Raw genomic sequence first — 22,746 nt, forward strand, 5'->3', positions numbered from 1 at the left:
TCTGCTGTATTCGAGTTGATACTTAAGGATGTATATTTATTCTTATAATATTTTACATCATTTTGCATTATAATACAAACAAAAAATCTTATCAACAAACTAATCCAAGAATCACAAAAGACCACACCAAAGTTTAAATCTTTGTTCATGTTCAATCTACAAAAAAATCGACATAGCCGGTAATACAACCAAACTATGCCGATACTTTTCTTATCTCTACTAATAACAGAGATGAAACAATATTCTATTAATATTAATTCTTTCGTATTCCCACCTATTTCTTCTCCATCGGAAACCTTCTACAATATTACGTCCAATAACAACCGGATAGAACCAGAAGTTGTTACCATTAAAAAGCCATATATAGGTAAAACGGTTTAAACATCCCCGTAAATCCCTAGGGCGTCTACGTAAATTTATAATTGTTCCACCAAAAGGTCCACGAAATCCCGAGGGTTCAGATAATAATTGCTGTTCTTCACGGGGCAGCTGTGGAGTAAAACCTGGAGGAGGCGATGACGGTTGACCGCTAGGTCTTCCCTGACCCGGTGATCCAAATCCCGGAGGGCCTGATGGCTCAGAGGGTCTTTGCCCCGGAGTTCCTGAAGGAAACCTTGGGACGAATTGCTGATATCTCATTGACTCCCAACTACTATCAGCCCTATTATTTTGATCCTTGTTCAATAAATTTACCTCTTTCTGCATATATATTCACATAATATTTTATGAGCAATATGCAAAAAGGTGTGCTAACTAAAACTCCTTCTTTCGATAAATTTTTATAGAAATCATATAAGATATTATCAATATAAGAAGTACTAGTAAGGGTATTATTACATAGATATTCTTAATTAGTAGCTCAAATAAATCAAGCAGCTCTTTTGGAGGGATATAATTTTTATCCTTAATCCGTTTAAATACAAAGGATCCTGACATAAAGAGTACCATATATATAGCAAAAAAATATATTCTAGCTTTTGTTACTCCTAATTTTGTTATTATGGGTATTATAATAGAATAAAATACGATTATAATTACTGATCCCGCAGCAGAAATTTCTATACCTTGAAAAATATAATCTGCCTTAGTAATCCTATTTAAAACTAACAGGGAGATATTGCTAACTAAAAAACCCATAAGAGCTATCAATATCATCATGATATACTTTGCTTGAACTATATTATCTCTTGACAAGGGCATGGTTAATGCATATCTGTCCCATTGTGCTAATTCATCATAAGAATATGTGCTTAGCATAAGCATTGCAAAAATAAAAATAAATATTGCGCTAAAATCTTGGGGATTATTACCTATAAAGGCTATAAAACCATAAAATATAACTAAAACTCCAATTAATTTAATACTCTTATATATATTTAAAAGATCCTTTTTTATTAATCCAATCATACATCCGCCCCCTTTCCCCTGCTGATAAATAACATGATTTCTTCAATTGATGTCTTTTCCAGACTAAATTCTCTGTATCTTCTTTTAAATATATCCGCATTTTTTATCATAACTTCAGCTCCAAAGCTATTTTGACGAATTCCTACGATATAACTTTTGTCAATCATTGGAACATATTCATTGGGGCAACGGATAATACCATGGCTATATATTAATTCATCTTTGTTTTCACTAAAAACAATCCTTCCCTCATGTATAAAGGTGACATAATCGGCTATTTTCTCAATATCACTAATTATATGGGAAGACAAGAATATGGTATGATCCTCTTCTTGTATAAATTCTAAGAACAAATCCAATATTTCATCCCGTACCATAGGATCTAAACCGCTGGTGGCTTCATCAAGGATTAATAACTTTGAATTATGAGAAAGAGCTATTGCTATGGAAAGCTTCATCTTCATTCCACGGGAAAAATCTTTAATTTTTTTATTCTTAGGAAGCTTAAACTTAGTTAAATAGTTGTAAAATTTCTTTTGATCCCAATTATGATATATGCTTATCATTATCCTGTTAATATTTTCTATGGTAAGATTTTCATGAAGATTACTTCCATCAAACACAACTCCTATCTGTGCTTTTATGTCCTTTGAAAGATTTTTTGATGAATTACCCCATATACGGATACTTCCCTCATCTATATGAATTAAGTCCAAAATAGCCTTAATGGTGGTTGTTTTTCCTGCACCATTTTCTCCTACAAAGCCCATTATAGTTCCTGAAGGAACACTGAAGCTGATTTTATCTAATGTAAAATTATCGTAAGCTTTTGAAACATTTTCTAACTCTATTGCATTCATCCTACTCCTCCTCATAAATCATTCTGATAATTTCCTGTAATTCATCTAAGCTTATGCCTCCTGCTTTTGCTCCCTCTACTGCTTTACTTAAATGTTCCTCAACAATCCTTAGTTGTTCTTCCCGGACAAATTCCATATTTTTTTCTGCTACAAAGCTACCTTTACCTACCACCGTATAGATAAAACCATCCCTTTCTAAATCCTCATAGGCTCGCTTTGTAGTAATTACACTTATCCTTAGTTCTTTTGCAAGCATCCGCATAGAGGGAAGCTGATCCCCTGCTTGAAGCTCACCACTAATAATCATTTGTTTTATTTGTGCTCTTATCTGTTCATAAATAGGTTTATCACTGGAATTACTGATTATAATATTCATTATTTCTCTTATAACCCAATTATCATCATATTATTTCCTGGATTATACTCCTTTCCTCGATAATAAAATGGGTATAGTGTATATACCGTTTATATACACTATACCACCATCATGAAATACTGTCAATATCTTTATAATTTTTTACAAAAATAATGGTATCATCCATTGGTCGAAACCATAGAATGACACCATTATTTACAAGTAAATTAAGTTTATCTTATTTATTAATTTTATAAAATTATCTTAAATCCAGATAAGCTTTAAGCAGCTTTAAGGTATTTTCCAGGCCTTTTACATGGGTTCTTTCCATCCCATGGGATGAGTGGACCCCTTGTCCTATTAAGGCTCCACGGATATTATTGCCCCCTCGTAAAGCTGCCGATACATCGGATCCATAATTAGGAAAGATATCTACAACATAATCAATTTGGTTTTCTTTGGCCAAGGATATCAGTTGAGAGGTCAGTTCATAATCATATGGACCGGTGGAATCTTTTGCACATATAGATACCTTATATTCTGAACCGTTCAAATCATCCCCTATAGCTCCCATATCTACAGCAATAAGTTCACTAATATCCTCCGGTATCCAGCTGGCTCCAAATCCCACTTCCTCATAATTGCTGATTAAGATTTTTACAGTCTTTTTGGGAATCTTTTTGCTTTCAGACATCTCCTTTAACATTCCCAAAAGTACTGCTACTGAGGCCTTATCGTCCAGATGTCTGGATTTAATAAATCCTTTTTTTGTATACTCAAAATCTGCATCAAAACTGATATAATCCCCACTGTTAATTCCAAGGGCAAGAACCTCTTCTTTGCTGTGTACAATTTCATCAATCCGTACTATCATATTTTTTTCAGTCCGTTCCATGGTTCTGGCATCATCATATGAATGGACTGATGAGCTTTTAATTAATATAGTTCCCGTATAGACCAAACCGTCCCTGGTATGAATTTTGCAATAGCTGCCCTCCACACTATGCATGGTATATCCTCCCACCATAGTAAACTGTAAGGTTCCATCACTGTTTATGGATCTTACCATGGCTCCTAAGGTATCTACATGGGCAGATAATCCTATGGTTTCCTCCTGCCTACCATCTACCCTTATAATTAAGCCACCCTTGCTGCTCATACTACAAGCATAACCAAAAGCTCTAGCTTCCTCTTTCACAAAATCCATCACTTTTTTAGTAAAGCCAGAAGGGCTTGGTATATTAACCAATCTTTCTGTTGTTTTAACTATGTAATCTAAAGTGTTCATCCTGCTAGTATCCTTCCTAAAATTTATGTATTATGAAAATTTTTTGTCAATTAGTTCTCTTGTATTTTACCACAGTTGGGACATGATTTGTAATCAATATCATAGGAATAATTGCACTTTGTACATACTTTCTTTTCATTATTAGATAATTTTCTTAATCTCTCTTCTTGCTGTTCAAGCTTATATAATATATCTTCCTGATTACTTAAAATAATTGCCAGGGCAACAATTAATATGGCTGATATTATACTGCTAATTAAACCCATCCAAAAAACCGGTAAGCTGGCAAAAATCGTAGCACATAAACCCATAATAATTTGAAGGACTGCAAGTCCAATTAAAATTTTAACCATTTTCTCATCTCCCTTATTAATAACCAATATTGTCCAGTTTATTATATATTACAATACATTATATGATTTGTAAATTTTTTTGAAAAAACCCATTTTTATGCATATAATTGTCCTATTAACCCCTTATAAAAGGAATTATTTTTACAAAAGAACCAAAGACTGGATTAAGTTTAAATTTTTAGCAGATGAAGATTTTGTAATCTGTGGTTATATTATAAAGGAGAAGGGAATCACCAGCATTATCCTAGGACAATACAAAGGAAGGGAATTAATATATAAAGGTCATGTGACCCTAGGTGTAAGATATAAGGATTTATCAATATGCGAAACTTTGCCTTCTTCTCCTTTTGCCCATACCCCTCCGGGTAATGAAAATGCTGTATGGCTAAAACCTAAGCTGGTTTGCGTAGTTGAATTTATGCCCAATGAAAAAGGTATGCTTCGACAACCTGTTTTTAAAGGATTTAGAGATGATAAAGACCCCTTAGATTGTCAAGTAGATACTCCTTAAGATATTATCCAAGTAAAATCTACAATATTTTTATCAATTCTTTTTAAAGTCTAATTTTACCATAAATCTTGACAAATTAAGGATATTTTCATAGACTAGACATAGAGTTTTGGTATCCTTAGTCTTAAGGAGGTGTAATATTATGAGAATGGTAAATAAAACCATTTCTATTTTTCTGTTGATTATTTCTATATCATTTATTATGAATGCCTGTTCAACCCCCATACCGCCAAATGATATTACTTCCTCAGATAAGCAATTTCAACTGGACTTAGTTTTTGACAAGATGGAGCCATGGCAGGTTGAATATGTAAAAGAACATCAACTAGATAAAAACACTAATATCTCAAGCTATCTAGAGCAGGAAGGAATGTTAGAAAGCTATGGGTATAAACGTAAGGAAAAGCCGGAAGAAACCATGCTACTAGATAAATATCACCAAGTGTATGGTTGGTGGTACCTGATGCGTGAAAATATGACCGTACTCCATACTGAAGAACATAGTGGCAGACAATATAGTCTTATCTTAACCCTTGGCAGTGAAGGCTGCAATGGTATACATCTTGTTTCATATGAGATAAGTAATGATACTGTAGAAATTCTAGAATATATCGATGGTGAGTTACCCATAAGCTCAGGCTTTTATCCTAATACAGGGGTGCTTCATAATGAAAATATTTTCTTTGGGATAACTAAAAAAACCCGCCTCGATACCGAGACTGATAAAAAGGTTCCATCAGATTTTCATACTTTAGAAATCTTTCATTCTGAGGGAAAAGAGTCTAAGGATCATATTAAAGATGAAGATGTTATTTTGTATTTCTTTCCGGCAGAAACTAAACTTACATCCTGTCAACTATTAAATAAAAAGGGAGAGATTGTAGAAAAATATGATTTAACAGAAGAAAGTCAGATAAATTAAAAACAGGTCCTTGAAAATAATAAAAAACTGTTCCAAAATAGTCTATAGACTTTTTGGAACAGCTTTTTCTATTATAAAATGATAGATTCAGGCATGTATCACATTTTATATATATTGCATTTTGTATATCTTATATTTTATTTGAAATAAGATACACCGGATTCGATAATTCCCATATTCTGATTACCATAAATATTAATGGCTACAGAATCTCCTGTTCTTTCAGGATGAGTCATCTTACCCATAACTCTTCCGTCAGGACTTATAATACTTTCAATGGCGTAGTAGGAACCATGTGGATTATATTCCTCATCCATAGTAGGATTACCATTTAGATCAACGTACTGGCTTGCCACTTGACCCTTCTCAAATAGCTCTTTGATTAATTCCTCACCGGCTACAAAGCGTCCCTCTCCGTGGGATGTCGGTAGGGTATATATACTATTCAGTTGGGTCTTCATTAACCAAGGAGATGCATTGGAGATAACCTTAGTATTAACATATTTGGCTATATGTTTTCCCAGATTTCCTGCAATCAGGGCAGGAGTATCTTCCTTAACCGGTCTGATTTCTCCGTAAGGAAGCAGTCCTAATCTAATTAAGGCATGGAAACCGTTAGATATACCAAGGGCAAGTCCGTCTCTATTATTTAAGAAATCATCCATTGCTTCCTTAATCTTTTCGTTTCTAAATACCAAGGCTGTATATTTTCCGGAACCGTCAGGAATTTCTGCAGTGAAATTACCGCCGGAAAATACTATAATCTGTGCTTCTTTAATGGCTTTTTCAAAGGCCTCTATGGATTCCTTTATACTACCGGGGAACATATTAGAAAATACTACTTTTTCTACCTCTGCACCGGCTGCTTTAAATGCCATAAAAGTATCATAATCGCAATTGCTACCCGGAAGTACCGGTATAAATACCTTTGGTTTAGCCACTTTATTCTTGGCTACATATACTTTTTTTGCGTCATATAACTTTGTGTAAACTTCTTCTTTAACAGAATCAGATTTAGTGGGATAAATTTCTTCCAAGGTATTTGTCCAAGCTTGTAGGGCTTCATCAATTGTAATTACTTCACTGCCATATCTAAAGTTTTCCTCTTGTGTAATTTCTCCTATTACATCATAATCATCAGCTGTAAAACCATACTCTGATAGTTTCTGTGTATCATCTTTTTTCATTTCTATAAGAATACTGCCGTAATCAGGTAGGAAAAGTTCACTTTCATCAAGGTTTTCCTTAATACTTACTCCCAGTTTATTACCGAAAGCCATCTTACTAACTGCCTCTATAATACCCCCAAAACCGATGGCATAGGCAGACACAGCTTTCTTATCCTTCATTAATTTATATAAATTGCTATATAGGGCTTTTAACTTTTCATATACCGGCAAGTCAAATGAATCCCTAGAAAGCTTGAATCTTACAAGTACATTACCTGGGCTTTTTAACTCAGTTGTTATGACATCCTTGCTTGTTGCCATATTAACAGCAAATGATACCAAGGTAGGAGGTACATCAATGTCGTTAAAAGTACCGGACATACTGTCTTTACCTCCGATAGAAGGAAGCTCAAGCTTCATCTGTGCTTCATATGCACCAAGTAGGGCTGCCAAGGGTTCACCCCAACGTTTTGGATCCTTTTCAAGCCTACGGAAAAATTCTTGGAAGCTAAAGCGTATCTTTGAGTAATCTCCTCCCGAAGCTACAATTTTTGCCACAGAAGATATTACCGCATATACAGCACCATGGAAAGGTGACCAGCTTGAAAGATAAGGATCAAAGCCATAACTCATCATGGATACATTGTCACACTTACCCTCTAATACCGGAAGCTTTGCTACCATGGTTTGAATAGGTGAATACTGATATTGACCACCGAAAGGCATGGTAACAGTTGCAGCCCCGATAGAACTATCGAACATCTGAGTCAGTCCTTTTTTAGAAGAAACGTTTAAATCGGACAAGACCTTTAACCATTTATCTTTGATACTAGCCTTATCCTCTAAGTTTAAGGCTCCCTTCTTTAGATAATTATCCTTTTCTGAAGGTATAGTAACATAGGCAGTAGCTTCCTGATGAGCACCGTTTGTATTAAGAAAGGCTCTTGATAGGTTTACAATTTCCTTGCCCCTCCATTCTATTACCAATCTATTAGTATCTGTCACTTGGGCCACAACTACTGCTTCAAGGTTTTCTTCCTTAGCATAAGCCAGCATAGTGTCCGCATCTTTAGCATCTACTACAATAGCCATCCTCTCTTGGGATTCGGATATGGCCAGTTCAGTTCCGTCTAGGCCTTCGTATTTTGTCGGAAGCTTATCTAAGTTAATTCTAAGTCCGTCAGCCAGTTCACCTATGGCCACAGATACACCACCGGCACCGAAGTCGTTACATTTTTTTATAAGAATACTGGCCTCAGGTCTACGAAAGAGTCTTAGGATATTACGCTCGATGGCAGGATTACCTTTTTGAACCTCTGCACCGGAGGTCTGGGCAGACTCTGTAGTATGACTTTTAGAAGATCCTGTTGCCCCACCAAGGCCGTCACGGCCGGTTCTTCCTCCTAAAAGGATAACAAGATCACCGGGTTCACATTTTTCCCGTTTTACATGTTTTCTGGGTGCCGCAGCCATAATAGCACCAGCTTCCATTCTCTTAGCCACATATCCCGGATGATATATTTCCTCTACAAGACCTGACGGTAAACCAATCTGATTACCGTAGGAACTATAACCTTCCGCCGCCTGTCTACAGATTTTTCTCTGAGGAAGTTTTCCCTCTAAAGTATCATTAAATGACTGTGTGGGATCGGCAGCTGCGCTAAGTCTCATTGCCTGATATGCATATCCTCTTCCTGAAAGGGGATCCCTGATTGCACCTCCAAGGCATGTGGCAGCACCGCCAAAAGGCTCTATCTCTGTAGGATGGTTATGGGTTTCATTTTTAAAGAAAAGTAGCCACTCTTCTGTCTTCCCATCAACTTCAACCGGTACAATTATAGTGCAGGCATTTATTTCATCAGAAACTTCCATATCATCTAGCTTGCCCTCTGCCCTAAGTTTTTTCATTGCCAATGTTGCTATGTCCATAAGGGAAATATATTTATCATCCCTGCCCTTATATAGCTTTTCTCTATCAGAAGTATAGTTATAATATGCTGCCTTAATGGGTTCAGTATAATATCCGTCTTCAAAATCAATACTTTTTAGCTCAGTTAAGAATGTGGTATGTCTGCAGTGATCAGACCAATAGGTGTCAAGCACACGGATTTCTGTAATTGAAGGATCTCTGTTTTCTTCATTTTTAAAATAATTTTGAATATGGATAAAATCCGCAATGGTCATAGCAAGATTAAGTGAATTATACAAGTTCTCTAGTTCCTCTTTGTCCATATCCTTAAAGCCTGTAAGAATATCAACTTCCTTTGGCTCTTCCTGCCTAGTTATCAAGGATTTAGGGGTTATTTCCTCAGTTTCCCTTGAATCCACAGAGTTAATGCAATAAGATTTAATTTTATTAAAATCTTCCTCGGAAATATTACCTGAAATAATATAGGTGGTAGCTGAACGAACAATGGGCTCACTATTTTCATCTAAAAGCTTTATGCATTGCTCAGCAGAATCAGCCCTCTGATCATATTGACCCGGTAGGTATTCTACAGAAAAAACTCTTTCCCCTGATTTAATATCAATAGTTTCTTCATGAATAATATCTACAGAAGGATCCATAAATACTGTATTTATTGCTAGCTTGTAATTATCCTCACTAACATTTTCAATCAAATATCTATTAAGTACCCTAACAGATTCTACACCATTTATACCTAAATAATTGGTAAGCTCCTTAGCTAACAATTTTCCACGGACATTATATGGTTCCTTTTTTTCTACATAAATCCTTCTAACCATGCTCATTGGGCAACACTCCTATTCTAATTTAAAATAATAGTTACAGACTTTAGCCATACTTATAGATTAATTATATATCTCTTATACTTTTTGAAATCCCAAATTTTATTAGTATGCCTTTTGCTTTAAGTATACTTCTTTTTATATCTTTAGTCCATAAATTGCAATAAGGCTTTACATATGCAATATTAATGCATCTAGTATTACCTTAATCATTTTCTTGCATTATATCATAGCTTATCTTATAATTAAAATTAATATATGTAAATACTTTTATTAGTCAAACTAATATATGTTCTGAAAAAGGAGGAACAGTCTTGGATATAAATTATGAATTATATAAGGTTTTTTATCATGTGGCAAAAACATTAAGCTTCTCAGACGCTGCTGAAGCTTTATTTATATCTCAGTCAGCTGTCAGTCAATCTATTAAAACTTTAGAAAAACGGCTGAATCAGCAGCTATTTATCCGAAGTACTAAAAAAGTAGCTCTTACCAAAGAAGGTGAATTACTTTTAAAACATGTAGAACCTGCCATTAATCTTATAACCCGGGGTGAAAATCAGCTCTGTGCTGACCCCAAAAGTGGTGTTCAATTAAGAATAGGTGCCAGTGATACAATCTGCAGATATTATCTTGTACCCTACCTAAATAATTTCCACTTAAAATATCCTCATATTCATATCAAGGTATCTAACGGTACCTCCCTTCAATGTGCCAAAATGTTAGAACGTAATGAAGTAGATATTATCGTTACTAATTCCCCTAATCAGGCATTAAACGACATGATGGATATTATACCTGTTAAAGAATTTCATGATGTTTTTATAGCTAAAAAAGATGACTTTCCTCTATATGATCATCCCATATCATTTCAGGAGCTTCAAAAATATCCTATATTAATGCTTGAAAAAAGGGCCACTACCAGTATGTTTTTGCATAATTTATTCTTAGAAAATTCACTGGATTTAGTACCTGCCATAGAACTTGCCAGTAATGATTTATTAATTGATCTTGCAAGAATAGGACTTGGGATTGCCTTTGTGCCTGATTATTGCCTTAAGGATATGGAGGAACTGGCCATTATAAAGACCGAGCAAGTAATCCCTTCCCGTAAGCTGGTTGCTGCTTATAACTTAGATATCCCCTTATCTGATGCTGCCAGGTACTTTATTGATAGCCTAACAAGCAAATTGTAATCTTAATATTTGTATTTTAATAAAAACACAAAAAAGAAGCTGCCTTTTTACAGGAACTACCTTTGTGGCGGTATCTGAATAAACAGCTTCTTTTATATTTAAACAACTATATTAATGCTTAGTCATTTCATCCAATCTACTACTAATTACTTTATTATAATTGATAACCTTTCTTTCGTACTCTTCGCTCATATATTTTGAAGTAATTAAGAAATCTGCCGTAGCACGATTATTGGCTATAGGTATATCATAGACAGCAGCTATCCGAAGTAAGGCCTTTACGTCCGGATCATGGGGCTGAGATTCTAAGGGATCCCAGAAAAATATCACAAAATCAATATTCCCTTCCACTATCCTTGAGCCAATCTGCTGATCGCCACCTAAAGGACCGCTGTTATATGCCCTTACAGGAAGTTCGGTTTTTTCTGAAATTAATCTGGCTGTTGTTCCTGTTCCACTAAGGAAATGATTTTTTAATATTTCCTTATTTTCTTCTACCCATTCAATTATTTCTTGTTTTTTGCTATCATGAGCTATTAGGGCTATATGCTTCTGTTTACTAATTGTAAAATTAATATATTCATCCTGTAACATAATTTAATTCCTCTCCGTCTCTTTAATAAAATCTTTTGCAGTTACAACTTAATATCTAGAATAAAATCCTTTGCAGTTACAACTTAATATCTAGAATAAAATCCTTTGCAGTTACAACTTAATATCTAGATACATTTATAATAATGGATAAGGAATTTAATTTCAAGTTACATTTAATGAAATTAATATGCTGTCCATCCTCCGTCTGCAGTTATTACGGTACCGTTTACAAAACTTGAATCATCAGAAGCTAAAAACAGTGCCACTGCCGCTATTTCTTCCGATTCGGCAAATCTGGGATTTGCTGCTGCACCTGCCATTGCTCGTTCCATTCCGAATTTATCCGGATTATTCATGGTGGTTTTAATATTAGTATTAACCCCTCCCGGAGCTATGGCATTGCAGCGTATTCCTAAGTTGGCATATTGGAAGCCTATATTCTTTGTTAGTCCAATTAGGGCATGCTTTGAAGCAGTGTAGGCCACCCCTGCCCTAGATCCATGTAAGCCTCCGATTGATGCATTATTTATAATAATGCCTTTTCCTTTTTCTAAGAATATAGGAAGGGTTTTGCGAATTAATCTCATAGGTCCTGTAAGATTAATACTAAAAACTCTATCCCACAATTCATCAGTAAGTTCTGCAGCCGGAACAAAATTATCCATAATTCCGGCATTATTAACCAAGATATCCACGGTTTTGAATTTATCTAATGTTATATCCACAAGATGATTTATATCTTCCTCTTTAGCCACATTGGCATATACCCCTAAGGCTGTTCCTCCATCAGAGATTATTTTATCTACAAGGTCACTTAGTGCCTCCTGATTAATATCAGACAATACAACTTTGGCACCTTCTTTAGCATACAGAATGGCTATTTCTTTACCCATTCCTGAAGCTGCACCGGTTATTATAGCAACTTTATTATTAAGTTTCATAGTATCAACCTCCTTTTAGAGAAGGATTAAAAGTTACTCAGTTGTATATTACCATAAAATCTAATTTATGTCAATTAAATTTTGTATAATTATATTTTATAAAATATAACTATCATTAAATAAAGGTTACCGATAACTTACTACCAGTTGGTAATACTAACATACTACTAACTTGGTAAGTTACCGGTAACCCTAATAATAGTGTGGCCTTATTCTAACTTATCTATTCAGGCTCTTTAGTCTATCTAAAACCTGATTCATCATATCTGTATATTTGTCTAGTTTAGCCCTTTCTTCTGCAATCTTACTTTCCGGAGCTTTAGATATAAAGTTGGGATTTGCAAGCATTCCGTTTACCCGCTTTAATTCCTTCTCTAGACGGTCCTTTTCTTTATTTAGACGTTCAATCTCCTTATCAATATCTACTAAATCCTCAAATGGAATATATATTACAGCCCCTTGGATAACTGTTGATACTGCATCATCACTTACTCCTGTCTTATCTTTATCAACTATAACCTCACTGGCAGAGCCTAAGGTGGCAAAGAATACTTTACTCTCAGTAAAAATCTCTCTGATACGTTCATTATCAGAAACAACAACAACCTTAGCCTTCCTGCTTGGGGGAACATTCATTTGGGACCTTACATTACGGATACCTTTTACTGCTTCTTTTATCAGTTCTATACTCTCTGTATCCCTAATAAATTCCCAGTCAGGATTATAAACAGGCCAGGAAGATATCATAATGGATTCACCTTCTTTTAGCCCTGTCATTTCTTGAAGGGTACAGAAGATTTCTTCTGTTACAAAAGGCATATATGGATGAAGAAGTTTTAAGGATGTAGTCAGTACATGCTGCAATGTCCAAAGTGCAGACAGCTTTGTATCATCTTCATCATTATATAATCTGGGCTTAACCATTTCTATATACCAGTCACAGAATTCCTCCCAGATAAAATCATAAATTTTCTGTGCAGCAATACCAATTTCAAAGGTATCTAGATTATCTGTAACTTCCTTAACTAAGGTATTTGCCTTGGATATTATCCAGCGTTCTGCCTGTGTTAGGAGCTTCTCATCAATAGTTGTCGATAAATCTGCTTTCTCTAGATTCATCATAATAAAGCGGGAAGCATTCCATACCTTATTGGCAAAATTTCTGCTGGCCTCAACTCTTTCCCAATAAAAGCGCATATCGTTACCGGGAGCATTACCTGTAATAAGAGTAAAACGAAGAGCATCGGCTCCATATTTATCAATCACTTCAAGGGGATCAATACCATTACCCAGGGACTTACTCATTTTACGACCTTGAGAATCCCTTACCAAACCATGGATTAATACCTTGCTAAAAGGTTTTTTCCCCATATGGGCATATCCTGAAAACACCATACGGATAACCCAAAAGAAGATAATATCATAACCGGTTACTAATACATCTGTAGGATAAAAGTAATCTAAATCCTCTGTATTATCAGGCCAGCCTAAGGTAGAAAAAGGCCATAAGGCAGATGAGAACCAGGTATCTAAAGTATCCTCATCCTGTCTTAGATTACTGCTTTCACATTTGGGGCACCTAGAAGGTTCTTCTTCGGATACTATTATTTCTCCGCAGCCGTCACAATAATAAGCCGGTATTCTATGTCCCCACCATAATTGTCTTGATATACACCAGTCCCTGATGTTATTGGTCCAATTAAAATATATTTTTTCAAAACGTTCAGGAATAATTTCAATCTCACCGGATTTTACAGCTTCTATAGCTGGCTTAATTAACTCATCCATCTTAACGAACCACTGGGGCTTAATTAGAGGTTCTACAGTTGTATTACAACGATCATGGGTACCTACATTGTGGATATGGTTTTCTACTTTTATTAATAGGCCTAAATCCTGCAATTCTTTTACTATAGCCTTTCTGGCTTCATAACGATCCATACCGGCAAACTTACCGCCATTTTCATTAATGCTTGCATCATCATTCATAATATTGATTTCGGGAAGCTTATGCCGTAGTCCCACTTCAAAGTCATTAGGGTCATGGGCAGGGGTAATCTTAACTACACCGGTTCCGAACTCTTTATCAACATAGGTATCGGCAATCACCGGTATCTCTTTGTTAACAATAGGAAGAATAACATTTTTTCCGATTAAATGTTGATATCTTTCATCATCCGGATGAACTGCTACGGCAGTATCTCCCAGCATGGTCTCCGGTCTTGTGGTGGCTATTTCTACATAACCATCTTCTCCTGCAATGGGATATTTAATATGCCAAAAATGTCCTTCCCTCTCCTCATGTTCAACTTCCGCATCTGATATAGATGTATGACATACGGGACACCAGTTGATTATTTTTGAGCCTTTATAGATATAACCTTCATTATAAAGCTTCACAAATACCTTATTTACCGCATGGTTACATCCATCATCCATGGTGAATCTCTCTCTATCCCAATCACATGAAGAACCAAGCTTCTTTAACTGGGATATAATCCTGCCACCATATTCTTCTTTCCATTGCCATGCTCTTTCAAGGAAACCTTCTCTGCCAAGGTCCTGCTTTTCTATACCTTCTTCTTTTAGCTGTTCAATAATCTTAACTTCTGTGGCTATACTGGCATGATCCGTGCCTGGTTGCCACAGGGCATTATATCCTTGCATTCTCTTAAACCTTATAAGAATATCTTGCAAGGTATTGTCCAAGGCATGACCCATATGCAGCTGCCCTGTAATATTTGGGGGTGGTATTACTATTGTAAAAGGTTTTTTACTCCTATCAACAGTAGCACGAAAATATTTTTTATCCAGCCATTTCTGATATAATTTGCCTTCAATGTCCTTGGGATTATAGGTTTTTGCCAGTTCTTTTTTCATGATAATCTCTCCTATCTTTCATCATAGTTACGATTAAATTTCCATCAAAAAAGGTTCTTCGACTCAAAGGACGAAGAACCGTGGTACCACCTTTATTTATGGCTTATAAAAGCCACCTCTGATGTCTATAACGGGACTTCCCGGCATTTCCTACCCACCTTAAATTTATAATAAGGCTTCAGAAACGCTGCTACAAAGCTACCTTCAGTAAGACTGCTTATAGATCATCTCTCAGCCGGTGAATGATCCTCTCTGTTAAGTGTTACTTACCTACTCCTCTTTGTCAACGCATTTGCCATTTTAAAAGATTACTACTATAGTATTCAAAGTTACGAAATATGTCAAGTGTTTTTTGTATTACATTTGTCTCCTCACTATTTTATATTCATCATTATATGAAAAATAAGGGCAATCTTTATAATTTCCCCTAAGAAATCTACTCATCTCATCCTCATCTAAGTTTACTGTACATGTATAATATTCATAGTATTCATCATATTCATAATTTGAACAGTATTCACAGTTTGAATTAGCCAACTCCATCCCTCCTTAATATTTTATTAGATATTAATCTAGGATAACATATAAACTTACGGCTTTAAATTCCTTTATTATATAATATTCCTATTTTAAAATATCTAGAGGTATATGGTGTTCATTTAAAATACGAAACACCTCTTCCTTTCTTTGGGGATGTGCAATTATAAATGAAGTAATTGCCTTAATGGCTTCATCCTTTTGTTTTTGATTAGCCTCCATTCTCTCCCTTAATTTTTGCCTACGAACATTTAGTCGGTGTCTTACTTCTACCATCTCCTTTCTATCTATAATAGCCGATGGTTGATAAATCCAAATATCCGCATCTGCAATATGAAATCTTTTTAATTCCCGTATCAAGATTTCGTTATAAAATTCTAAAAGTTCAGTATTATTTTGATACCTTTTATTTTCATCTTTTAACTTAACATACTCTTCCCAGCGACTTTTAAATTGCTCATAATTATCTACCATATATTTGCTATATATATAGTCCAGATAGTTTCGGTTGTTTACTGATTTTATTGTCACCTTATTAGAAAGGACAATAACTTTATTAAGCATTATTTGAACCATCTTAATATCATGGGCATTCTTCCTAGCCTCCATAAATATATAGAGGGTTGAGGCCATTCCCATTAATACCGTTAATAAAAATGGTAAGGTCATATTAGATCCGGACTTACCTGATAATAAAGCAAAGATAATAAATAGGACAATAATTATAGCACAGGTAGCTATGGCAATTCCCCTAAGGAAAGATTGCTTGCCTTTAATATCATCCTCTTGTTCAAGTAAGCTTTGCTTTTCATGTTCAAGATGTCTAATATCTTCATCAATACTGGTTTGGTAACTTTCAGCCTCCCTAATTGAAGTTAATTCTTTAGGAATCTGCATCTCATCCCGCTCAAATAAGCGATATTGAATATCTGTTATATTATGTTTCCTATTTTGGTATCGTTTTCTTTCATTATTAAGATTTATTATATTTCTAGCAGCCTCTTCTAAACTTTCTCTTTGCTCCTTTGGAATTAAATCAATTTTCTGCATATCATTAAGATATGATGTAACTGCTTGATACTCAATCTTAGCCTCATCTATCTGGCGACTGCTTTCAGCAATTATCTCACAGTTTTCTTTAATAAAGCCCCTTTTATCAACATAAGTATTGCTTCTTATGTCCTCTTGTATCTGCTCATGGATTTTCTCAGTATCTACACTATCCGTCTTTTTAAATAGATTTCTTAGCCATCCCATTATTGTAATCTCCTGTACTTTTACATCCTTCTGATTTCATTAATCCATCCATCGATAATCTTCCTAAATCTTTCTTCAAGTGCTGATTCTTCTTGGGTGTTTTTTAACCTTCTTAAGCTGTCAATTTCATTCATAGATTTACACAGTTTAGCTTCCCTAGATAACTGCTCCATTTTTAATACAATCTTATCCCTAAGATCTACATCTACCTTATACTCCAGAATTTTTTCATTAAAAGCCTCCCTGCCCTTACATAGCCAGATACAATATAGATACTGTATAAGACTCTCCTGCCTTTGATTACGTTCATAAGCATGCAAAAATAATTCAGAGGCCCGCTCCGGTCCATTAATATGAAGCCTTGCTAGGGCTAAGTTATGCAGAAGGTCTCCATAATCTTTAGGGCTCAAATTTACCGCCTCATCAGATATAAGCAGTCTTTCGTATTCCATAGCCGCCTGCCCATACTGTTTTTTAAGCAAATAACTATTGGCCTTTTTATACCACCTTTTTGCAAGAGGCATTGACCTGATTTCATCCACTGCTGCCAGCAGCTTTTTTATTTCCTGCTCTGTATAATAATCAGCACTGCATAGTACCACGGTAATTAAAGATTTTAAATCAGCCCTCTCCCTTTGTAGAGATTTAAGTTTCTTTGCTCTTTCAGGAAGGCAAAGCTCAGTTTTAATCCAATCAATTAATGAATCAGTAAACAGATTTTCATTAATAAAATAAATATTATTATAAATGTAATAGCAAAGTTCTTCAATGGAATAAATCCTGTAACCTGTAATAGGCAGCACATAAGGCCTGTCGGTTAATCTACCTCTGCAAAGAATTAATTTTCCCATGCCTAATCCTCACTTTATCTAGGTTAGTACTTATTTATATTTCAATTACATATTCGGCACTATTACCCGTAGCCGGATACATGTCTCCAAATCCTAAATCTGTAATAGTTAATTTGACTTTTGATTTATCAATACATGATATATTTATTCTAAGCCTAGTCATGCGATTTGGCCTCTTAGGAAGATTTATAGGAATTCTCTCACTGATAATTTCCTTAGTCATAACATTTTTAAATATTATTTCTATCTCCCAAGTCTCATCAGGTATAAGGTCTATTTCACTATTGACCTCATACCATGGTAGGGCTGCCTCTGTAAGTAAAAGTTCTTGTATATTACCATCAAGATATGCCCTAATCCATATAGAAGATGTAATCATATCATTATCAAGAAGGATTATATTGTCTAGTTTTTTATCCCCGGACAACTCCTTTGCCCCATAGCAAGCTCCTTTAGTGTAAAGATTTTGTCCCATAAAAACTCTGCGACCTGGGCACAAGCTTTTTATCACTTCATTGGGCCAATCTCCCTGAAAACCTCTACCGGTAAAGTACAAGGTTGATATAATTTGCTTATATAATGCAGTCTTTGCTATAGTTTCAAAGGTATAACTTAAATCGATGTTTTTGCTTTTTAATATGGAATAATTAAGGGTTTCTGAAAAATCTCTTTTTTCCAATACTGCAACCATAGGATTTAACCTGCGGTTAATGTCTATCTTATAAAAGCATAAACCATCTTCATTAAAATCAAACAAGCCCACATCATTTAACCAAAGTTCTTTGTCTTGGCTTAGAGCATAATACATAAAGCTGCTTCCATGGCTTATTACAGCTGCCCGATCTTTCTCAATACCAAGCATATATAAGGCCTCATAGATACCTTCTATTATCACCGGATCCATATCACTAATTGTAACAACCAGTTTGGTAATAACTTCTGTAGGAAAGTAACTTTTAAGCAAGGTTAAAGTCCTTCTAAAATATTTTTCAAGTAATTTTACTGCACTATAACTTTGCCCATGAAAATTCAGCTCTTCCTGATTTTTTAATTTTGTAAGTAACTTGTCCACCAGTATGCCTGAGCCATTTTGGGCACAAGAAATAGCCTCATTACCATAAACCCAAACTCCTGCTTCATTTAATGCAAGAGCTGTAGGAATAAGGGGATTATCCTCATCCTCATCTGGGCCTATTGGTATTGGTTCAAAGGTTTTATAACTGAAACAGCTAATCTGAGAATAATCGTCACACAGATCGTAGCCAACAATCAATTTCCTTGGACTATTCATCTTACTCTCCCTATCTAATGGTATAGTAAATCTCTTATGGTAAAGGCTCAAAGCACTCTCTAATTATATATTCTGTTTCTATATAATCGGCCATCATATCTAGCAACTCTGTATCCCTATGGTTTTCTAGGGCATTTAACATCATATTGATACGGTTGTACTTAGAATCTTCTATTTGACCATCATCTTCATACCGTAATCTAAAGGTCTCTGACTTATGGATTTCATCCTCTGTTTCTTCGGTTATATAATACTCCAACTCTTCATTATAAAACAAGATAAAATCCTTTACACAAATTCCCATAAGCATATGAGACATCCGTTCAGTTATGTATTTATCCTTAGCATTATCAGTTAAAAGTCGATAATGGATAAAAACCTGACTATTAGGATTAGCCCTATATTCCACATAGAACCTGTCGGTTATTTTACAGGATAGCTTAATAACATTTTTATACTTTTTGAAAAAGGGAAGGATTAGCCCCTGCCTTTCAAAACGGTCTATATTATATGAAATAAAAGTCATATCATCTTCGGTAAATTCAGTATTATTGCTGCTGTATTTAAGCCAAGCAAGAAGGCTGATATTATTTTCTTCGTAATTTTGCTCCCTACGTATTATGGAGAAAATTTCTTTGTGGATTTCTAGGTCATGAACTAAGTATTTGTATGAGTAATAGGTTAAAAAGCTCCTTACTAGCAGATGGTTCTTGGCTTTAGGGTAATATTCTAAAAATACTCCAAAAATCTCTTTAAGAGTGTTTTCACTAAATAAAGCCTGTGCCAGTACCCTTTCCTCTAATTCATAAGTATCTATTTCAAAGTTCTTAGACCCTCTCCACAGCTTGATCATGTCCATGGTACTACCGTTATAATATTTTACTAAATAGTTAAGAATTTTTTTGTCATATTTTCCTTGAGTAAATATATAATGGCACAGAAAGACTAATAAGTCCTCCTTAATATCATATCCTGAATTATTGATCCATCCGGAACATAATTTCAAAAGCATTTTTATGGGAATGCTTTCTATTGTAACGTAACTTAGGGCATGTAAAGCTTTGTCATAATACCCCCGTATTATCATATATTCCAGATATTTTTTTCTAAGGGCTACATTTACCTTAGCTAGGTCTAATTTTAAAAGATAATGTTCTAACAAATCCCCATTATAATTTTCATAATAATATTCTATTAAAGTTAAAAGGCAGTCTACATAATATGATTCCTTTAAGCTTGGCATCAATAAAACTTGCTTTCTTAGGGCAATGGATTTTTCACTTACTACCCTGTTAGTCCTGTAATGGTCAAAGAGATATAAAAGCAGTTTAGGATGTTTTTCATAATCCATATACTTAACTTTAAATTCCCTGGGACTAAGCAGAGGTTTTAAAGTATATTTTATTGAAGTAACATAACGATTTCCAAAGGAATCAAGAAGAAAAATATTAGCCTCCCTGGTATAAAGCATAATATATGCCCTGCCTTCTGTAAGGGGCACTATGACTTCTTCATCCAGTTCTTTATGAGCAACAGCTACACTTACAATATTGGGATTATCACAATATAGCTCCTGGGTAAACATTACATCAGGTAAATACTTGTTAAAGTACTGGTTAAGTTCCTTTTTATAAATAAATTCTCTATAAATAATTGAAAGGTTAGGGCTAATATTCTTTGCCTCTAATTGCTTTTGAGCAAATACCTCCATGCTCTTATAATATAAATGGTATATATGATCATTAGCTTTTTTGTTTTTTATTATATTGGCATATAGGTAAGCCATTTTCTTATCATTAAGCCTACTGTTATAAACAAAATATATCAGTAAAGGCTGAGGAAGGGGATCCATCCTACTCTCATCCACAGAATACATATAATATTCATATAGCTGGGTAATACGAAGTTGTGCATTTACCCCCCGGCTATACCACTGAAAATACTTATTATCAGTTTTATAACCTTTAATCAATAGGCTACAAATAGATGAAAGAATTTCGTCTTTTTTATATGTATTATAAAGGCTTACCAGTCCCTTAAAAACTAGGGGATGATAGAATTTTAGCCTGCCGGCAAGATAAGTATATTGAAGGGCTAATTCTTTGCTTACATATTTATATTTTATGCCATAATTTAGTACTTGAATTTCAAAATCCCCTAATTCCCGTAAAAGATAAGGTTCTTCCATATATACGCAAAGTGCTTCCTGATATAGTAATGGGGAAAAAGAGCCTGCTTCAAATCGCTTTTTTATATCTTTAAGTATATAATTTCTGTTTCTTTCATAAGGGCTATTATTTTCATCCTTCCGATAAAGTCTCAATAGATAAAGATAAGCACAATATTCTAAGCTAGAAGCACTTTTAATTTCAGCCTCTTGCTTGGATAGCTCTTCTAGCAGCTGAGAAGCCAAGGGATTATTTTCAGTAAGTATGGCCAGATGTAAATTAACTAATTTAACAAAAATGCTATCTTTACTATTCTTTAACTTGGATAACAATAATTTTGTATCCCGTGAGTATTTAGTAAGGTTAATACGGCCTAGGCGATAATCTAGATAATTTTTAGTGTAATCATATTTTATTTTTTTGAGGTTTTTATTTTCTGTATTATTCCCGGTATTTTCTTTATGTTTTTTGCAGATTAGGTCAACTTTAATAGTCTGGTAGATAGTTTTAATCCATATACTTCCGTAATTGTTACCCCCATGAAGAGTGGCAGCATTTATTTTAAATTTTAACTCATGGGTATTTCCTATAAAATCATCAGTCAAAAGTTGATTTTTATCAAGCTGAATAAAGGGGACATCGGTACTAATTCTAATCTCAGTACTTCCCCATTGATTCTTTGTCAGAACAAGTTTATCTGACACATCTTCTCCATCAATCTCATATTCCAATGCTGTTCTATCAATACTAAGGTTAATTCTTGACTTTTTGTTTACTGATATTAAGAATTCCTCTAAAGCTTGGCCGGTTGAATTGCTTTTTAAAAGATTACGATAAATGACATGATATTTTTCTTCGTTTTTTAAGATAATCCGCTCAAACTCATCCGAAGCAAAAACCTTTATAGCTTCTGCCCAGTCAAGCCTTGCAAGATTGGTAAACTCAAACAGATTTTTAATCTTACCTATTGAGGTGTTTATAGTTCTTGTCTCTATATGTGCGGTAAAGGGAAGATTCATCTCACCACAGTCACTAACAATGGTAATATTACCACTAACTTTATACGATGGATTTAAAAAAGAAGCATCAAAAAGATATGTAATAGTATTTTCCTTGCCACTAAAGGTCTGCCTAGTAAAGCTAATTAAAGGACTTGATGAATATAAAACCCCTTTCATAGACCGGTTAGCACTATTACTGATAATAAAGCTTCCTTCGTACTTTTTATCTGCTTCCACATTAATATTAATTCTATCTACAGATAGGCGAAGGAAAGGAAGGTCATAATCAAATTCTCCTCTAGCGATTTGTTCTATCTTTTCCTTCAAATTATCACCTCATGTATGGTAATTGCATTTTATTTATAAAGGTTTATAATAAAATACAATATTATTAGAAATGTACAATAAGACTAA

At 34.6% G+C, this 22,746-nt stretch carries 18 protein-coding genes and 1 other annotated feature; of the genes, 3 read left to right on the plus strand and 15 right to left on the minus strand.

The genetic code is table 11. The features are described from left to right. Positions 1–219: 219 nt before the first annotated feature. The 6 genes from SD1D_RS09535 to SD1D_RS09560 all read right to left on the minus strand — a co-directional run bounded on the left by SD1D_RS09535 (position 220) and on the right by SD1D_RS09560 (position 4,263). Positions 220–684: a hypothetical protein gene (locus SD1D_RS09535; protein WP_058258695.1), complete on the minus strand. Its 465-nt coding sequence runs from the start codon at positions 682–684 to the stop codon at positions 220–222. Positions 685–753: 69 nt separating this feature from the next. Further along, the gene (locus tag SD1D_RS09540; RefSeq protein ID WP_058258696.1) at positions 754–1,407 is read right to left on the minus strand and encodes an ABC-2 transporter permease; all 654 of its coding nucleotides are present in this window, start codon (positions 1,405–1,407) and stop codon (positions 754–756) included. Then, positions 1,404–2,267 (minus strand): ABC transporter ATP-binding protein, encoded by an 864-nt coding sequence (locus SD1D_RS09545; RefSeq protein WP_058258697.1) that lies wholly within the window; start codon positions 2,265–2,267, stop codon positions 1,404–1,406. Before SD1D_RS09545 ends, SD1D_RS09540 begins: the two co-directional genes overlap by 4 nt. Position 2,268: 1 nt before the next feature. Further along, a complete protein-coding gene (locus SD1D_RS09550) occupies positions 2,269–2,643 on the minus strand; it encodes a GntR family transcriptional regulator (RefSeq protein ID WP_058258698.1) in 375 nt (124 codons plus the stop codon). A 238-nt stretch (positions 2,644–2,881) separates the two neighbouring features. Further along, complete coding sequence (locus SD1D_RS09555) at positions 2,882–3,910, minus strand: M42 family metallopeptidase (protein WP_058258699.1); 1,029 nt, start codon at positions 3,908–3,910, stop codon at positions 2,882–2,884. A gap of 50 nt (positions 3,911–3,960) precedes the next feature. After that, complete coding sequence (locus tag SD1D_RS09560) at positions 3,961–4,263, minus strand: hypothetical protein (protein WP_058258700.1); 303 nt, start codon at positions 4,261–4,263, stop codon at positions 3,961–3,963. Positions 4,264–4,342: 79 nt separating this feature from the next. Between SD1D_RS09560 and SD1D_RS09565 the strand changes: the two genes are divergently transcribed. Together SD1D_RS09565 and SD1D_RS09570 are read left to right on the plus strand one after the other, a co-directional pair. Beyond that, entirely contained in the window at positions 4,343–4,774 is a 432-nt protein-coding gene (locus SD1D_RS09565) for an ATP dependent DNA ligase (protein ID WP_242955212.1), read from the plus strand. A 142-nt stretch (positions 4,775–4,916) separates the two neighbouring features. Beyond that, complete coding sequence (locus SD1D_RS09570) at positions 4,917–5,696, plus strand: hypothetical protein (RefSeq protein WP_058258702.1); 780 nt, start codon at positions 4,917–4,919, stop codon at positions 5,694–5,696. A gap of 137 nt (positions 5,697–5,833) precedes the next feature. Here the strand turns inward: SD1D_RS09570 and SD1D_RS09575 are convergent, their stop codons facing one another. Then, positions 5,834–9,619, minus strand: a complete 3,786-nt coding sequence (locus SD1D_RS09575) for a phosphoribosylformylglycinamidine synthase (RefSeq protein ID WP_058258703.1) — start codon at positions 9,617–9,619, stop codon at positions 5,834–5,836. Positions 9,620–9,930: 311 nt separating this feature from the next. On the opposite strand from SD1D_RS09575, the gene SD1D_RS09580 reads away from it, so the two are divergent. After that, the gene (locus SD1D_RS09580) at positions 9,931–10,812 is read left to right on the plus strand and encodes a LysR family transcriptional regulator (protein ID WP_058258704.1); all 882 of its coding nucleotides are present in this window, start codon (positions 9,931–9,933) and stop codon (positions 10,810–10,812) included. Positions 10,813–10,923: 111 nt separating this feature from the next. Here the strand turns inward: SD1D_RS09580 and SD1D_RS09585 are convergent, their stop codons facing one another. From SD1D_RS09585 to SD1D_RS09620, 8 genes are all read right to left on the minus strand, one after another. Next, on the minus strand, positions 10,924–11,406 hold the full coding sequence (locus SD1D_RS09585; RefSeq protein WP_058258705.1) for a methylglyoxal synthase: 483 nt from the start codon (positions 11,404–11,406) through the stop codon (positions 10,924–10,926). Between the two features lie 182 nt (positions 11,407–11,588). Continuing rightward, the gene (locus SD1D_RS09590; protein WP_058258706.1) at positions 11,589–12,347 is read right to left on the minus strand and encodes an SDR family oxidoreductase; all 759 of its coding nucleotides are present in this window, start codon (positions 12,345–12,347) and stop codon (positions 11,589–11,591) included. 219 nt (positions 12,348–12,566) lie between these two features. Next, on the minus strand, positions 12,567–15,227 hold the full coding sequence (locus tag SD1D_RS09595; RefSeq protein ID WP_058258707.1) for a valine--tRNA ligase: 2,661 nt from the start codon (positions 15,225–15,227) through the stop codon (positions 12,567–12,569). A gap of 63 nt (positions 15,228–15,290) precedes the next feature. Further along, positions 15,291–15,523: a binding site (T-box leader), on the minus strand. Between the two features lie 61 nt (positions 15,524–15,584). Further along, complete coding sequence (locus tag SD1D_RS09600) at positions 15,585–15,764, minus strand: DUF6472 family protein (protein ID WP_242955213.1); 180 nt, start codon at positions 15,762–15,764, stop codon at positions 15,585–15,587. Between the two features lie 87 nt (positions 15,765–15,851). After that, positions 15,852–17,021, minus strand: coding sequence for a hypothetical protein (locus tag SD1D_RS09605; protein ID WP_058258709.1), 1,170 nt, complete (start codon positions 17,019–17,021; stop codon positions 15,852–15,854). Between the two features lie 20 nt (positions 17,022–17,041). Further along, complete coding sequence (locus SD1D_RS09610; protein ID WP_058258710.1) at positions 17,042–17,872, minus strand: tetratricopeptide repeat protein; 831 nt, start codon at positions 17,870–17,872, stop codon at positions 17,042–17,044. Between the two features lie 34 nt (positions 17,873–17,906). Continuing rightward, entirely contained in the window at positions 17,907–19,163 is a 1,257-nt protein-coding gene (locus tag SD1D_RS09615; RefSeq protein WP_058258711.1) for a DUF5716 family protein, read from the minus strand. 34 nt (positions 19,164–19,197) lie between these two features. Continuing rightward, positions 19,198–22,659 carry a DUF5717 family protein gene (locus tag SD1D_RS09620; protein WP_058258712.1) on the minus strand — a complete coding sequence of 1,154 codons (3,462 nt, stop codon included), beginning with the start codon at positions 22,657–22,659 and terminating at the stop codon, positions 19,198–19,200. Between the last annotated feature and the right edge of the window lie 87 nt (positions 22,660–22,746).

The organism is Herbinix luporum, from assembly GCF_900070325.1.
GTDB classification, from domain to species: Bacteria; Bacillota; Clostridia; order Lachnospirales; family Lachnospiraceae; genus Mobilitalea; species Mobilitalea luporum.